The sequence below is a fragment of the Streptomyces sp. NPDC018610 genome (genome assembly GCF_044391765.1).
GTDB lineage: Bacteria > Actinomycetota > Actinomycetes > Streptomycetales > Streptomycetaceae > Streptomyces.
Window position 1 is genome coordinate 337,956 of the sequence record NZ_JBISAL010000004.1, and the last position, 14,154, is coordinate 352,109.

At 72.0% G+C, this 14,154-nt stretch carries 15 protein-coding genes; 6 read left to right on the forward strand and 9 right to left on the reverse strand.

Features of this window, described 5'->3' with window-relative positions; all coding sequences use genetic code 11:
• Nucleotides 1–49: 49 nt before the first annotated feature.
• Nucleotides 50–1,252, forward strand: a complete 1,203-nt coding sequence (locus tag ACH5A8_RS13360) for a phosphatidylserine/phosphatidylglycerophosphate/cardiolipin synthase family protein (RefSeq protein WP_399001507.1) — start codon at nucleotides 50–52, stop codon at nucleotides 1,250–1,252.
• A gap of 201 nt (nucleotides 1,253–1,453) precedes the next feature.
• Nucleotides 1,454–2,374, forward strand: a complete 921-nt coding sequence (locus ACH5A8_RS13365; protein WP_399001201.1) for an NADP-dependent oxidoreductase — start codon at nucleotides 1,454–1,456, stop codon at nucleotides 2,372–2,374.
• A gap of 212 nt (nucleotides 2,375–2,586) precedes the next feature.
• On the opposite strand, the gene ACH5A8_RS13370 is transcribed toward ACH5A8_RS13365, so the two are convergent.
• The 7 genes from ACH5A8_RS13370 to ACH5A8_RS13400 form a co-directional block, all read right to left on the reverse strand.
• Nucleotides 2,587–3,207, reverse strand: a complete 621-nt coding sequence (locus ACH5A8_RS13370; RefSeq protein ID WP_399001203.1) for a DUF6328 family protein — start codon at nucleotides 3,205–3,207, stop codon at nucleotides 2,587–2,589.
• A gap of 137 nt (nucleotides 3,208–3,344) precedes the next feature.
• Nucleotides 3,345–3,521, reverse strand: coding sequence for a hypothetical protein (locus tag ACH5A8_RS13375; protein ID WP_399001205.1), 177 nt, complete (start codon nucleotides 3,519–3,521; stop codon nucleotides 3,345–3,347).
• 238 nt (nucleotides 3,522–3,759) lie between these two features.
• Entirely contained in the window at nucleotides 3,760–4,689 is a 930-nt protein-coding gene (locus tag ACH5A8_RS13380) for an alpha/beta hydrolase fold domain-containing protein (protein WP_399001207.1), read from the reverse strand.
• Between the two features lie 19 nt (nucleotides 4,690–4,708).
• Nucleotides 4,709–5,680, reverse strand: a complete 972-nt coding sequence (locus tag ACH5A8_RS13385; RefSeq protein ID WP_399001209.1) for an amidohydrolase family protein — start codon at nucleotides 5,678–5,680, stop codon at nucleotides 4,709–4,711.
• Nucleotides 5,681–5,684: 4 nt separating this feature from the next.
• Nucleotides 5,685–5,921, reverse strand: coding sequence for a DUF1427 family protein (locus ACH5A8_RS13390; protein WP_399001211.1), 237 nt, complete (start codon nucleotides 5,919–5,921; stop codon nucleotides 5,685–5,687).
• A complete protein-coding gene (locus ACH5A8_RS13395; protein ID WP_399001214.1) occupies nucleotides 5,918–6,064 on the reverse strand; it encodes a DUF1427 family protein in 147 nt (48 codons plus the stop codon). Before ACH5A8_RS13395 ends, ACH5A8_RS13390 begins: the two co-directional genes overlap by 4 nt.
• Nucleotides 6,065–6,073: 9 nt before the next feature.
• On the reverse strand, nucleotides 6,074–6,634 hold the full coding sequence (locus ACH5A8_RS13400) for a quercetin 2,3-dioxygenase (RefSeq protein ID WP_399001216.1): 561 nt from the start codon (nucleotides 6,632–6,634) through the stop codon (nucleotides 6,074–6,076).
• Between the two features lie 200 nt (nucleotides 6,635–6,834).
• On the opposite strand from ACH5A8_RS13400, the gene ACH5A8_RS13405 reads away from it, so the two are divergent.
• Complete coding sequence (locus ACH5A8_RS13405) at nucleotides 6,835–7,740, forward strand: helix-turn-helix domain-containing protein (RefSeq protein ID WP_399001218.1); 906 nt, start codon at nucleotides 6,835–6,837, stop codon at nucleotides 7,738–7,740.
• A 166-nt stretch (nucleotides 7,741–7,906) separates the two neighbouring features.
• Here ACH5A8_RS13405 and ACH5A8_RS13410 read toward each other — a convergent pair whose 3' ends face one another.
• Nucleotides 7,907–10,306 carry a M4 family metallopeptidase gene (locus ACH5A8_RS13410; RefSeq protein ID WP_399001220.1) on the reverse strand — a complete coding sequence of 800 codons (2,400 nt, stop codon included), beginning with the start codon at nucleotides 10,304–10,306 and terminating at the stop codon, nucleotides 7,907–7,909.
• Between the two features lie 158 nt (nucleotides 10,307–10,464).
• Between ACH5A8_RS13410 and ACH5A8_RS13415 the strand changes: the two genes are divergently transcribed.
• The gene (locus ACH5A8_RS13415; RefSeq protein WP_399001222.1) at nucleotides 10,465–11,424 is read left to right on the forward strand and encodes a LysR family transcriptional regulator; all 960 of its coding nucleotides are present in this window, start codon (nucleotides 10,465–10,467) and stop codon (nucleotides 11,422–11,424) included.
• Between the two features lie 321 nt (nucleotides 11,425–11,745).
• On the opposite strand, the gene ACH5A8_RS13420 is transcribed toward ACH5A8_RS13415, so the two are convergent.
• Complete coding sequence (locus ACH5A8_RS13420; RefSeq protein ID WP_399001224.1) at nucleotides 11,746–12,201, reverse strand: MarR family winged helix-turn-helix transcriptional regulator; 456 nt, start codon at nucleotides 12,199–12,201, stop codon at nucleotides 11,746–11,748.
• Nucleotides 12,202–12,286: 85 nt separating this feature from the next.
• Between ACH5A8_RS13420 and ACH5A8_RS13425 the strand changes: the two genes are divergently transcribed.
• Together ACH5A8_RS13425 and ACH5A8_RS13430 are read left to right on the forward strand one after the other, a co-directional pair.
• Entirely contained in the window at nucleotides 12,287–13,213 is a 927-nt protein-coding gene (locus ACH5A8_RS13425; RefSeq protein ID WP_399001226.1) for a zinc-binding alcohol dehydrogenase family protein, read from the forward strand.
• Between the two features lie 290 nt (nucleotides 13,214–13,503).
• Nucleotides 13,504–14,082, forward strand: coding sequence for a BLIP family beta-lactamase inhibitor (locus ACH5A8_RS13430; RefSeq protein WP_399001228.1), 579 nt, complete (start codon nucleotides 13,504–13,506; stop codon nucleotides 14,080–14,082).
• Nucleotides 14,083–14,154 lie beyond the last annotated feature (72 nt).

Genomic DNA, 14,154 nt, shown 5'->3' on the forward strand with positions numbered 1-14,154 from the left:
CAGCCCATGACGGACCGTCCTCAGGGGACGAAGAGGGAGATACGCCGTGATCGACGGCATACCGGCAGTCTTCGAGCGTGGCGTCGCACCGGATGCGGCGGCACGCAAGCAGCGGTTGCGCCGCCGCCTGGAGCGGCTCATCGGAGTGGCCGCCACCGAGGGGAACGAACTCGTTCCCCTGCGCAACGGGGACGCCATCTTCCCGGCGATGCTGGGGGCCGTCCGTTCGGCGCGGCACACCATCGACATGATGACCTTCGTCTACTGGCGCGGGCAGATCGCCCGGGACTTCGCTGTCGCGCTCGCCGACCGCGCCCGGGCCGGAGTCCGCGTCCGGTTGCTGCTGGACGGCTTCGGCGCGAAGGCCATAGAGAGGGAACTGCTCGATCTGATGGACGAAGCGGGAGTCCAGGTGGCCTGGTTCCGCAAGCCCGTCTGGCTCTCCCCGTTCAAGCAGAACCACCGCTGCCATCGCAAGGCGCTCGTCGTCGACGAACACACGGCCTTCACCGGCGGCGTCGGCATCGCGGAGGAGTGGTGCGGTGACGCCCGCAATCCGGATGAGTGGCGCGACACCCACGTGCAGGTCCGTGGCCCCGCCGTGGACGGCATCGCGGCGGCGTTCGCGCAGAACTGGGCCGAGTGCCATGACGAACTCTTCGACGACCGCGACCGTTTCACCGAACACCGGCAGGTCGGCTCGTCGGTCGTCCAGGTCGTGCGCGGTTCGGCCAGCATCGGCTGGCAGGACATGCAGACCCTCGTCCGCGTCATGCTGACCTCCGCCGAAGAGCGGTTCCGCCTGGCCACGGCCTACTTCGCCCCCGACCCCTACTTCATCGACCTGCTGTGCCGCACCGCGCGACGCGGGGTGCGGGTGGAGATCCTGCTCCCCGGCCCGCACACCGACCAGCGTGCCTGCCAGCTGGCAGGCCAGCACCATTACACGAGGCTGCTGGAGGCGGGCGTGCGCATCCGGCAGTACCAGCCGACCATGATGCACGCCAAGATCATCACCGTGGACTCGGTCGCTTCCCTCATCGGGTCCACCAACTTCAACCGCCGGTCCATGGACCACGACGAGGAGGTCATGCTCGCCGTCCTGGACGAGGACTTCACCGCCGCGCTCGACCGGGACTACGACGAGGACCTTCGGCTGAGCGAGGACATCCACCTCGCTCGCTGGAAGCGCCGGGCCGTGCTGCAGCGTGCCCGCGAGGCCGCCGTGACCCCGATCCGGCGGTTCCTCTGAGACCACGGCCGGCTGCCGTGCCCCGACCCGTGCCCCGGCCCGTGCCCGGACGCGGTGCCGCCGTACCGCCGGAGGCCTCCCCGGATTGCCCACCGGACATCGGCCCCGGATAGTGGGGCACAGGGCCGCAACGGCGAGGCCGCAGGCCCCGACTGCCCTGACCGCCCCGCCGGCGCGGGCGGCGCCGACACGAGGAGCCTCATGCGAGCCGTCATCGCCTCCGAACGCGACGCCGGCGTGGGCGGGCTCGTCCTCGCGGACCTGCCTCGTCCACACGCCGCCGAGAACGACGTCGTCGTGCGCGTGCACGCCGCGGGGTTCACCCGCGGAGAGCTCGACTGGCCCGCCACCTGGTCGGACCGCGCCGGCCGCGACCGCGCCCCGAGTGTGCCCGGGCACGAGGTCTCGGGCGTCGTGGCGGAACTCGGGTACGGGACGAGCGGCCTCACCGTCGGGCAGCGGGTCCTCGGGACGACGGACTGGGCCCGCGACGGTGCGCTGGCCGAGTACGTCGCCGTCGAAGCCCGCGACCTCGCCCCGCTGCCCTGGGACGTGGACCACACGGTGGCGGCCGCGCTGCCGATCTCCGGACTGACCGCCTGGCAGGGGCTGTTCCGGCACGCGCGTGTCGACGCCGGCCAGAGTGTTCTCGTCCATGGCGCCGCGGGCGCTGTCGGGTCGATCGCCGTGCAGCTCGCACGGGAGGCGGGAGCCCGCGTCATCGGTACAGGGCGGGCGGCCGACCGGGACACCGTGCTCGCTCTCGGTGCTCACGCGTTCCTGGACCTGGCGGCCGACCGGCTGGAGGAGGCGGGTGAGGTCGACGTGGTCTTCGACGTGATCGGCGGTGACGTGCTCGACCGCTCGGCCGCCCTCGTGCGCAGCGGCGGGACGCTCGTCACCATCGCCCGCCCTCCCACCGTGCGGCCCCGTGACGGGCGGGCGGTGTTCTTCGTCGTGGAACCGGACCGCGCACGTCTCACCGACCTCGTGCAGCGTGTCAGGGACGGGCGGCTTCAGGTGCGGGTCGGCGCGGTGCTGCCGCTCGCCGAGGCCGTGGCCGCCTTCGGTCCACGGCCGAGGATCGCCGGCCGGACGATCGTCCAGGTCGCCGGAGACTGAGGGCAGCGCGCCCTCGGGCGCGGTTCCCGGACAGCGTGCGGGTCCGCCGGCCACCGCGGCCGGGGAGGGGCGGGACGTCGCGCCTCACAAGAACTCCGCACCGCCCAGGGGACGTTTCTCCAGGGCCACGGGCCGGTCCGGCCCCGGGCACTCGACGCCGTCCAGGCTCGCGGGCGGCCCGGTCCGACCTCGTCGGCGAACGCCAACTCCTCTTACCGGACTTGCCGGTGAGAGGTCGTCGGGGAATGACGGGTGGTGATCGACGCGGCACGCCGGTCATGGGCGTCGCGCGAGCGGCGTTCGCCCCGACGGCGCAGGCGCACCGGCAGCGCGTACCAGCACAGGGCGAACCACAGCATGACCGTGCCGGCCAGTATTTCGGCGAAGACGCCCGGGACCACGAACCGGAGGATCAGCAGGAGGGTGCAGCCGATGGTCAGGGCGAGGAGGACCATGCCGCACATCATCAGACGGCCGGCGGCCTCCACGACCTCGTCCTTCATGCGCTGACCGGACAGGAAGCGGTGGATGGAGACGGGCGCGATGAGTGACGCGGTAGCCGCGGCGCCGAGCACCACGGTGATGACGTAGATGCCGCGGTCCAGTGTCTCCAACTGCCTGAACGTGGGCGTGAAGGCGACACTGAGCAGGAAGCCGAACAGGATCTGCACACCCGTCTGGGTGACGCGAGTCTCCTGGAGTATTTCGTTCCAGCGCCGGTTGACGCGTTCCCGCGGTGTCTCCGGCGCCTCGGCCTCGGACTCCTGGCCGTGGGCGTGCCCGCAGCACGCGGCGTGCTCCCTCACCGATCGTTCCGGCTGCTTCGTCGTCATGGCGTCCTCCGAGTCCGAGGCAGACCGTTTGCCCGCGACGGGCACTTCCATGCAGGTCACGTGACATACGCGGACACCGGCCCGGCGGCATGGCGCCGGGGAGCGAGTTCGCGGAGTCAGCGGACGCCGGCCCGGCCTCAGCACAGATGACGCAGGGGCAGGTCCGGGATGTACGTGTGCCATTCCTCCGCTGTGATGTCCCGGCCCGCCTTCCGGCACACCGCGGTGGCGAGCGGCTTGGGCGTCAGGTCGACGGACTGGACCCGGCTTCCGTTCAGGGCGCGCGGCACACTGCCGTCGAAGGCCAGGTCCACGGCGTCCCCGCCGCCGAAGCCCGCGCGGCGGCTCGTCCCCGTCGCCAGGTCCAGGACGTCCCCCTCGGCGGTGAGCCATCGGCGGCCGTCCGGACTGAACGCGCCGAAGCCGTTGTGGCCCCCAGGGAGTCGCCGGACGCGATGCGCGGAGGCCGTCGGCGCCGACCGCAGCCGGTCCGGCGAACACGTCTTTCGACCGGCTTTCGGCCGGGGCGGGCGGAAGAGGCCCGGCGGAGTGCTACGGGGTCCCCTCGGCGTGCCCCGTGCGGCGGCGGGCGAAGTCCACGGTACGGGCGTAGCAGTCCTCGACGTCCTCCTCGGACAGGCCGGCCCAGAGATGGTCGCCGCCGGCGAGCAGGCGCAGCTCCGGGTGGTGGCCGGCGGCGCCCAGGGCCTCGGCGAGGCGCACGGACTGCCGGGCGGGGACCAGGGTGTCGTCAGCGCCGTGCAGGAGGAGGAAGGGCGGCGCCTTTGGGCCCACGTGGGTGACCGGACTGGCGTCCCGCGCCGCCTCGGCCCGGTCCGCCGGGGCGCCGCCGAGCAGCAGGGCCTCGAAGGAGCCGGGATCGTGCGGGTCGTACGCGCCCCGGGGGCGGTCATCGGCGAGTCCGGGCAGGTCGGTGGCGGCGTACCAGGTGACGCAGCCGGTGACCGTCGCCGTGCCGGTCCGGGTGGAGTGGGTCAGCGCGGTCAGGGCGGCGAGGTGGCCGCCGGCCGATTCGCCCCACAGCACGGTCCGTGCGGTGTCCAGGCCGAGGTCGTCGGCGCGGGTGTGGAGCCAGGCGAGCGCGGCGGCCAGGTCGTCGGTCTGGGCCGGGTACGGTGCCTCGCCGCTGAGGCGGTAGTCGGGGCAGGCGACGGCGAAGCCCGACCGGACGAGGCGGGCGAAGGGGCCCGGCTGCCAGGAGCGGAAGCGGTGCCCGAGGTCGTCGCGCAGGCCCGTGCGCCAGGCGCCGCCGTGGACGAAGACGACGACGGGCACGGGTGCGGATGCCTCCACGGGCAGCCACAGATCGATCGCCAGGGGACGGCTGCCGTCGGGGACGCCGTAGAGGGCGCCGCGCAGCAGCCGCACACCGTCGGCGGGCCGGGCCGGGTACGGCAGGGGCAGCGTGGCCGGATCGGGCGGGGCCAGGAGGTGGAGGGGGAAGGGCGCGGTGTCGGTCACGATGGTCGGTTCCGTCGTCTCAGAGGGCCGTGCGGGGCAGGCAACGGCGGGCGTTGGCGGTGGTGAGGGCGCGCCAGCTCGTGGCGCCCTCCGGCGCCGGGACGGAGTCGAGGCCCGCGACGTGGGCCTCCACCCCCGCGGCGGGAGTCCAGCAGTGGTCACTGCCGTACAGGAGCCGGTCGGTGCCGACGAGGCCGAGGAGGGCGGGGAGCTGACGGGGCAGGGCGGGGCCGGCGAGGTCGTAGTAGAGCCGGCCGAGCTGCTCGACGGCGTCGGGGGCCTCGGTGTCCGGCGGCATGAACATCTTCATGAAGCCGTTGACGCGGTCCGCCAGGACCGGCAGGGCCCCACCGCAGTGCGGCACGATGACCTCGAGGTCCCGGTGTCGGTCCAGGGTGCCGGCCATGAGCAGGTCGGTGACGGTGCGAGCCGTGTCGAAGACGAACTCGACCATCGGACGGGGGCGCCCGAGGGCGGACCGCTCCCAGCAGACGGGGGACGTCGGGTGCAGGAAGACCACCGCGCCGCGCCGGTTCAGCTCGGCCCAGACGGGCTCCAGGCCGGGGGCGCCCAGGTAGGTGCCGTGGGTGTTGGTCTCCAGGACCACGCCGTCGGCGTGCAGGATGTCGCAGGCGTACGCGATCTCCTCCAGGGCGCCGTCGACGTCCGGGAGGGGCAGCGAGGCGAACAGCCCGAATCTGCCCGGGTGTTCGCGTACGGTGTCGGCCCCGGCCTCGTTGACCTCGCGCGCCAGGCGACGGGCGGCGGCGTCGTCACCGAAATGGACGCCGGGGGAGGAGATCGACAACATCGAGGTCGCGATGCCGCAGCGGTCCATGAGTTCCACGTGGGCCTTCGCCGACCAGGAAGGCCAGGCGGGGACCCCGTCGGGGAGTTCGTGCCCGGCCTCGCGCGCCTGGCGGACGTAGGAGTCGGTGACGAAGTGGGCGTGGACGTCGATGTATCCGGGAGCCTTGGGGGACACGTACATCTCCTCAACCGGTGGTGGACGAGCGGGACGAGGCGAGGGCGGAGCGGCGGGCGAGACGATCGCGGACGGCGGCGGCGGCACGTTCGCCGAGCACGATGCCGGCCAGGCCGGTCAGGCCGACGAGCGGCGGAGCGGGCGAGGTGACGTCGAGCGCCCAGTACACCCCTCCCATGAACAGGCCCGCGGCGAAGGCGGCCAGGGCCCGGCGGAGCGGAGCACCGGCCGCTCCGGCGGCCCTCATCGTGTCTCCAGCACGGCCTGGCCCAGCAGCATGCCCAGCAGGCCGACCAGAGCGATCGGGGGCGGCGCCGGCGACTTGCGCCGCACCACCACGTAGAGCACACCGACGAGGACACCGGCGAACAGAGCCTTGAGGTACGGCACGGTGTGGTCTCAGCTTCCGGTGCGCCACGTGTGGCCGGGCAGGAAGGTCACGTCGTACTGCTGCGGCACGGTCCCGAACTTCCGCGGGTCGGGGACGTAGGGCGTGCGGGGCAGGCCGTGCTCGTCGGTGGGCGTGCCGAGGTTCTCGAAGAACCGCTCGAAGGTGCCGCCCGGGCCGGCCGCCACTCCGACGATCCGGGAGTGGTGGCGCTCGATGCGGTAGGCGTGCGGGCAGTTCTTCGGCACGAACCCGAAGTCACCCGCCGAGAGCAGCCTTTCGTACTGCTCGCCCTCCAGATCCTCCACGAACAGGCGCACCGCGCCTTCGGCGATGTAGAAGACCTCGTAGGTGTCCGGGTGGGAGTGGGCGGGGATGATGTCGCCCTTGGGGCCGTCGCAGGTGAAGAAGTTGAAGGTGTTCTCGGTCTGCTCGCCGCCGGCGTAGACGGTGAACAGGTCGCCGAAGAGGTGGGCGCGGTCGCCCTCGCCCTTCTCGATGAAGTACGGCTTGCCGGCTTCCGGCGGAATGAGGGAGCGCTGACGGTACCGAGTGGCGTACTCGATGGTCACGGGAATTCCTTTCAGCGGTGAGACCGGCACATGATCGGGAAGGGGGGGCGCGGCCGGGCGCCCCGTCCCGGGCTGCGGCTCTCACGGTGTCTTCTGTGGCGGCCGACCGTTCATCGGGCCCTCGTCGGACCCCGGCGGCGCCGATGTCCACCAAGCTAGCCCCGCCGGACGGCACTGTTCGGCCTACACTCGGGCACGCGATGAAGGGAAACGGACACATCACGGCCGGCCGTGGGGCAGGTGGCATCCCGACGGTGGTCTACCGGCCCACGCCCGGGCGGCCGCCGGGCCTGGAGATTCTCGATCTGCCCGGGCTGGCCGTTCGCGCCGGCGAACGCGAGACGCCCCTCACCCAGCCCGCTCGTCCGGGGTTCCACCTGGTCGTCGCGGTGCGCGGCGGGCGGGTGGACTGCTCGGTGGACTTCACGGCGTACCGCATGGGCGCGGGCGACTGGCTGTGGGTGTGGCCCGGTCAGGTGCTCCAGTTCCCGGACGGCCCCGGTGAGGCCGATGCCACCGTGCTCGTCTTCCCGACGGGCTTCCCCAGCGCCGCGACCGACGCGCTGATCCGGGACGGAGAACACATCGCGTACCGCCTGGTGACGCCCGACCCGTCTCGTCAGGTGGCCATGCTGCGGCTGCTGGACTCCCTGGTCGAGGAGCACGCCTGTCTCGCCGAGCTGCCGCTGGAGGCGTACGTCGAGACGCTGCGCGGCCTGCTGTCCGTGATCCTCATCCGGCTGGTGCACCTGGCCGACCCACGGCAGCGGACGCGCTCGGGCGGACGCGAGCCCTTCCAGAGGTTCCGCCAGGCCGTCGAGGAGGGCTTCGCCCGCACCCACCGGGTGGAGGACTACGCCGCGCAGCTGGGTTACAGCCCGCGGACCCTCACCCGCGCGACTCGGGCCGCGCTGGGCTGCGGTGCCAAGCGGTACATCGACGACCGGGTGCTGCTGGAGGCGAAACGGCTCCTCATCCACACCTCACTGTCGCCGGCCGCCATCGGCGAACGCGTCGGGTTCGCCTACCCGACCGTCTTCAGCGCCTTCTTCCGGCAGCACACCGGGATGACACCGACCACGTTCCGGTCGGTGACGAAGCACTGAGGCCCGCCGCGGGCACACCTCGCGGGTCCGGCGGGTGTCCGACGCCGGGGGCGGCTCTTCGCCGGGGCGGTCCAGCGGTCCAGAAGGGGGAAGCGGCGGGACGGAGGAGTCGTCCGGTCCCGCGCCCGTCGGAGCGGGGCGCGGGACCGTGTCGGTGGATCCGTGCTCAGCTGGTGGTGAGGGCGGTGTCGTCCACGACGAAGTCGGTGGCGAGGTAGGCGTCCTCGACGCCGGTGAACTTCAGGGTGACCGTCTGGCCCGCCAGCGACGACAGGTCGAAGGTCTTCTTGCCGTAGCCCGAGGCCGCGTTGGCGTTCGAGTACGTGGCGAGGGTCTTGGAGCCGGCGGTCACCGTCAGCTTGTCGTAGGCGGTGCTGCCGATCTCCGCGGTGTCGATGTGCAGATAGAAGGTCAGGGTCGCCTTGCAGCCCGCGGGGATGGTCACCGACTGGGAGAGGGTGTCGGTGTGCGCGGAGCCCCAGCCGTTGAGCCAGGCCGTGTAGGAACCGCTGTGGGCCGGCTCACGGCTGTCGTTGTTGATGACGCCGCTGTCGGTCCAGCCGGTGTCGCCGGACTCGAAGCCCGGGTTGGCCAGCAGTTGCGTCGCGGTGCAGCCACCGCCACCGCCGCCGCTGGTGCTGACGGTCCAGGAGAAGGCCGCGGTGCCGGTCGCGCCGGTGGAGTCCTTCACCGTGACGGTGGTGCTGTAGGTCCCGGCCGCGGAAGGCGTACCGGAGATGACACCGGTGGAGCCGTCGATCGACAGACCGGTCGGCAGGCCGGAGGCGCTGTAGGTCAGGGAGCCGCTGCTGGTGCTGCTCGCCTGGACCCGGAGGCTGACGGCGGTGCCCACGGTGGAGGACTGGCTGCCCGGGTTGGTGACCGTCACGCCGCTGCTCGGCGGGGTGATGTGGCTGCCGACGTTGATGCCGGCGAAGGCGTTGCCCACGGCCGCGTACTGGACGGAGTTGGCGCCGTACAGCGCGGAGGCCGCGTTGAGGGCCGCGGTGCGGGCGCCGGCGTAGTCGGTGCTGGACGTCATGTACGTCGTCAGCGCCTTGTACCAGATCCTCAGGGCGGCGTCGCGGCCGATGCCGGTGACGGCGACACCGTCGGAGGTCGGGCTGTTGTACGTGACACCGTTGATCGTCTTGCTGCCGCTGCCCTCGGAGAGCAGGTAGAACATGTGGTTCGCCGGACCCGAGGAGTAGTGGACGTCGAGGTTGCCGAGGGAGGACGACCAGGAGTCCGCCGAGTTGCCGTCCTTGCTGGGCTTGTCCATGTAGCGCAGCGGGCTGCCGTTGCCGTTGATGTCGATCTTCTCGCCGACGAGGTAGTCACCCGGGTCGGAGCTGTTGTCGGCGTAGAACTCGACTCCGGTGCCGAAGATGTCGGAGGTGGCCTCGTTGAGGCCGCCGGACTCGCCGCTGTAGTCCAGGCCCGCGGTGTTGGCGGTGACACCGTGGCTCATCTCGTGGCCGGCGACGTCGAGCGAGGTCAGCGGGTCGTTGTTCCCGGTGCCGTCGCCGTAGGTCATGCAGAAGCAGCTGTCGTCCCAGTACGCGTTGGCGTAGGCGTTGCCGTAGTGGACGCGGGAGTAGGCCGCCTTGCCGTCGTTCTTGATGCCGCTGCGCCCGAAGGTGTCCTTGTAGAAGTCCCAGGTCTCCTGCGCGCCGTAGGCGGCGTCGGCGCCGGCCGTGGTGGCGGTGGAGTTGGTGCCGTCGCCCCAGGTGTCGCTGCTCTGCGAGAACAGGGTGCCGGTGCCGGAGGTGGCGTGGTTGAGGTTGTAGGTCTTGTGGCCGCCGCGCGTGGCGTCGGTCAGGGTGTACGACGAACCCGACTTGGTCGAGGTCAGCGCGACCTGGCCGCTGTAGTGGGTGTTGCCGACGCCGGTCTGGATGCCCTGGTACCGGTACAGCTCCTTGCCGGTGGTGGCATCGGTGACGACGTGCAGTTCACTGGGCGTGCCGTCGTCCTGGAAGCCGCCGATCACGGTCTCCCAGGCGAGCTTCGGGGTGCCGTCGCCGGCCCATATCACCTTGCGGGCGCTTTCCGCGGCGGGCTTCTTCGCGTCGAGGGCCTTGGCGGTCTTCAGCGCCTTGCCTTCGGCGGACGCCGCGGTGAACGTCGCTGTGGTGGAGGAGACCGCGATCCGGCGCTTGTTGTTGAACGTGGCGCTGACGGTCCCCTTGGCCGACGAGGCGGGCGGGGTGTGCACGATGAGGTCGCCGCCGAGGACGGGCAGGCCGTCGTAGGTGCGCTCGTAGCGCGTGTGCAGGGTGCCGTCGGCGTCCTTGACGACGTCCTTGACGACCAGTTCCTCCTTGGCGCCGAGGCCCAGGGTGCGGGCGGTGCCGGCCGTCCTGTCCCGAGCGCTCCGGATCAGGTCCTGGTGCTGGGCGGGGCTGAGCCTGGCCTCCAGCGCGCCGGCGCGCAGGGGGCTGAGACGGTGCGCGGCGGGGGCGGAACTGCCCTCGGCGGCCGCGGCGGTGCTCGCGAGAGTGCCCGCGAGGCCCGCCGTCAGCGCGAGCGCGGAAAGGGCCGCCGTGAGTCTGATGGGGGGCACGTCTGCTCCGGTTTCTGTAAGGGGGAGCCGGTGGGATGCGCCGAGTATGGGCGTGGGCATGGCAAGAAAGGGACATCTCATCGGTCATAACGGCGGTGTTATGACCGGCCCCGCCCGAACCCCTCCACGCCGCCCGCCGCCCTGCATATGCTGGTGAAATGCAGCTGGAGTTGAGGCATCTCGAAGCTGTCCGCGCGATAGCCGAAGCGGGCAGCGTGGGGCGTGCGGCGGTTCGGCTCGGGGTGTCCCAGCCGGCCCTGTCGGCGCAGCTGCGGCGCATCGAACGGGCCATGGGCGGCGAGCTGTTCGTCCGCGGGAGACTCGGCGTGGAGCCCACCCCGCTGGGCGAGCTGGTGCTGTCCGCGGCACGCCGGGTGCTGGGCGAGATGGACGCCCTGGCGGCCGGAACGCGAGCAGTCGCACCGCATCCGACACTGCGGCTCGGCTGCGTCCTGCTCGTCCTGGTGGACCGGTTGTTCGCATACCTGGAGGAGGAACTGCCCGGTCACGAGGTCGACATCACCACCGAGCACTCGGCGACCACGCTCACCCGCATGCTCGGTGCCGGCAAGTACGACGCGATCCTGTACGGAGAGGTCGGCGACCACGAAGTGCCGCTCCCCGACGGCGTGGCTGCCCGCACCCTCATCCCGAAGGAACCCGCCTGCGTGCGCCTGTCGGCCACCCACCCCCTGGCCGGGCAGGAGGAGATCGAACTCGCCGACCTGGCGGGCGAAACCTGGACGGCGCTGACCGACGACGACGACGGCGGCCCGGAGGCCATGACCGACGTCTGCCTCCGGGCCGGCTTCACGCCGAAACTGCGCTACCGGATCGCCGACCGCAAGATGCGTTGGGAACTGATCGCCGCCGGACGGGCCATCTCCATGTGCCAGCCCACCTCTCCGCATGTCGAGGGAACGGTCCTGCGCCCGCTGGCCGGCGACCCGCTCACCGAACGCATCCGGATCGCCTGGAACCGAGCGGCAGTCACGGAGCAGCGTGCCGGGCTGCTGTACCGGGCGGCGGGACGCGCGTACCTCGACAGCATCCCCAACAACACCTTCTACCGCCTCTGGTGGGAATCCCGACCGGAGCTGCACCCCGTCCTCGACTGAGCCCGGCGGGCGGCGGCGGTCCGGCCTTCGTGGTGCGGGAAGACACCGGGCCTTGCGCCGAACCGTTGCCCGGCCCCGACGGGTCCCCGACGGACGCCGTCGGCCAGAGGTCCGCGCATCGGGGCGGGTGTCTCACAGCCCTCGATTCGGCGAAGGCGGCCGCCTCCGGTCCGGCGCCCGTAGGTCGCCGACCACGGAGCAGATCGAGGGCCCCGGCCTCTCACGGGCGACGAGCCGCATCGGGCTGCCGCGGTCGCGCCCGTCCGGGACAGGGCCGGGCAGCCGAAGGCCCTGGTCGGAGGCGCGGGGAGTGAAGACCGCTCAGCGCTGGGCGGGGGTGCGCCGCGTCGCCGGCAGCGGCGGGGTGACGACGGGTTCCAGTAGCTGGGCGAGCTGACGGCGCTGCCGCGGGTCCAGCCGCCCGGTCGCTGGTGCCAGGGCGTCTCTGATCTCGCCGTCCAGCCGTTGCGTGAGCTCGAGTCCGGCCGGGGTGAGGAAGACGTCGACGGCGCGCTTGTCGTCCGGGTTCCTGTCACGGGCCAGCAGACCTCGGCGTTCGGCACGGTCGATGAGGCCGGACATCGTCGACTTGTCCAGACCCAGGAAGGCCGCCAGGTCGGTCATCCGGGGCCTGCGGTCACGGAGGATGCCCAGGACCCGGAGCTGAGTGAGCGACAGGTCGTGCGCGGCGCCGACGCGGGTGAGCACGCCCATGATCTGGAAGGCACTGCGGACGAGGCCGTCCAGCACGGCGTCCGTGGAGTCGTCGGTGGTCATGACCCCATGCTACTTGACATGGTTTGTTTTACCAATCATCGTTGATTTCGTTGGTAACACAAACTACTCCTCGTGGGAGGTCACCATGCATGCCGCCATCGTGACGGCGCTCGACGCTCCGCCGGTCTACGCCGAGCACCCCGAGCCGGTCGCCGGCCATGAGAACGAGGTGGTCGTGGAGGTCCTCGCGGCCGGGCTCCACCATCTGACCCGAGCCAAGGCGAACGGTTCGCACTACTCCACCACCGGCGCGCTCCCGCTGGTGCCCGGCGTCGACGCGGTCGTGCGCGATCCCAGGGGCGATCTCCGCTATGTGGTCATGGACGACACGTCTCTCGGAACGTTCGCCGACCGCACGGCGATCGACCTGCGCCGCAGCGTGGTCCTGCCGGACGGCGTCGACCCGGTCCGGATCGCCGCCGCGATGAACCCCGGCATCGCGTCCTGGGTCGCGCTGCGTCGCCGCACCGACTTCCGGCCGGGCGGGAGCGTTCTCATCCTCGGCGCCACCGGCAGCGCCGGACGCATGGCGATCCAGATCGCCAAGCGGTTCGGCGCCGCACGGGTGATCGCCGCCGGACGCGACACCCACCGCCTCGAGGCGCTGAAGGACCTCGGCGCCGACGAGACGATCACCTTCGACGAGACCCGGGTCGCCGCCGACGTCGACGTCGTGCTGGACTTCGTGTGGGGCGAGCCGTCCGCCCACGCCATGATGCCCATGCTCACCGCCCGCGCCGACCGCGGCGCACCCTTGACCTGGATCCAGATCGGGTCGGTCGCCGGCCCGCTCGCGCCGGTCCCGTCCGCCGCGCTGCGTGCGGCCCGACTGCAGATCATCGGCAGCGGCATCGGCTCGGTTCCCGCCCGTGACTTCATCGCGGAACTGCCGGAGCTGGCCACAGCGGTGGCCCAGGGCGCGATCGACGTCCGGGCCCGGGCCGTACCGCTCGCCCGGATCTCCGAGGCATGGACCCACAAGACGGACGAGCGCCTGGTCTTCGTGCCCTGATCCCCGAAGGCGGCCACCACGCGGGCTGTCCGCCGTCACCCAGCCCCCACCGGGCGGCACCGTAGGGCACCGGCGGACGGTACCGCGAGACGTTCCGCCTCCGAGGCCCGGAGCGGAGCAGCCGAACCGGGGGACGGCCGTGGGAGAGCGTGGCGAGAGGTCCGCGACCGAGGATAGGGGGACCGGCAAGCGGCTCCCGGTTGCGGGCGGCACGGCGGGCGGTGCTGGGCCTCCGCCGTGCTCCCGGCGGGCCGGACGCGGAGCCGCCCGGCCCGCCTACGGAAGGACGCATGATGCACGCACGCTCCCTGACGAGCCTGTCCACCCTCGCCGCCCTCGTGACCGGCCTGGCCCTCTCCGCGGCGGCTCCCTCGACGGCCGCCCCCGTCCGGGACAGCTACCTCACCCAGGCCGCCTACGACGCGGTCACCGCCGGCATGACGGCGCAGCAGGTCAAGAACGTCGTGGGTCCCAACCCGCACTGCTACGACACCTCGGCCGGCCTCGAATGCTGGACGCCGAACCAGCAGGTCGACATGTACGCGACCTTCTCCTTCAACGGCGACGGCCTGCTGTACCGCAAGGAGAAGAACGGTGCCTTCGCCTACGCGGCCTACACCCGGGACAAGCCCGGTGCGACGATGAGCCAGTACGACAGCGTGACCCAGGGAGAGCAGCTCTCCGCGGTGAACGCCGTTCTCGCGGGCGCCGCCTGCACCGACATGTGGGTGGAGTACCCCGCGTACCCCTCGTCGGCGGGGTGGCAGACCCTGGTGCAGTGCACCGGTACGGCCGCGGAGGCCAACCCGACCTTCGTGTACGCCTTCACCGACGGACGGTTGACCCAGAAGTCCTACACCCTGCGCTGACCGCCCCTGCCGCCCGCGGCGGAACTCGGACGATCGCCCCCGGCGGTTCCGGAGGGCGATCGTCCGGCACAT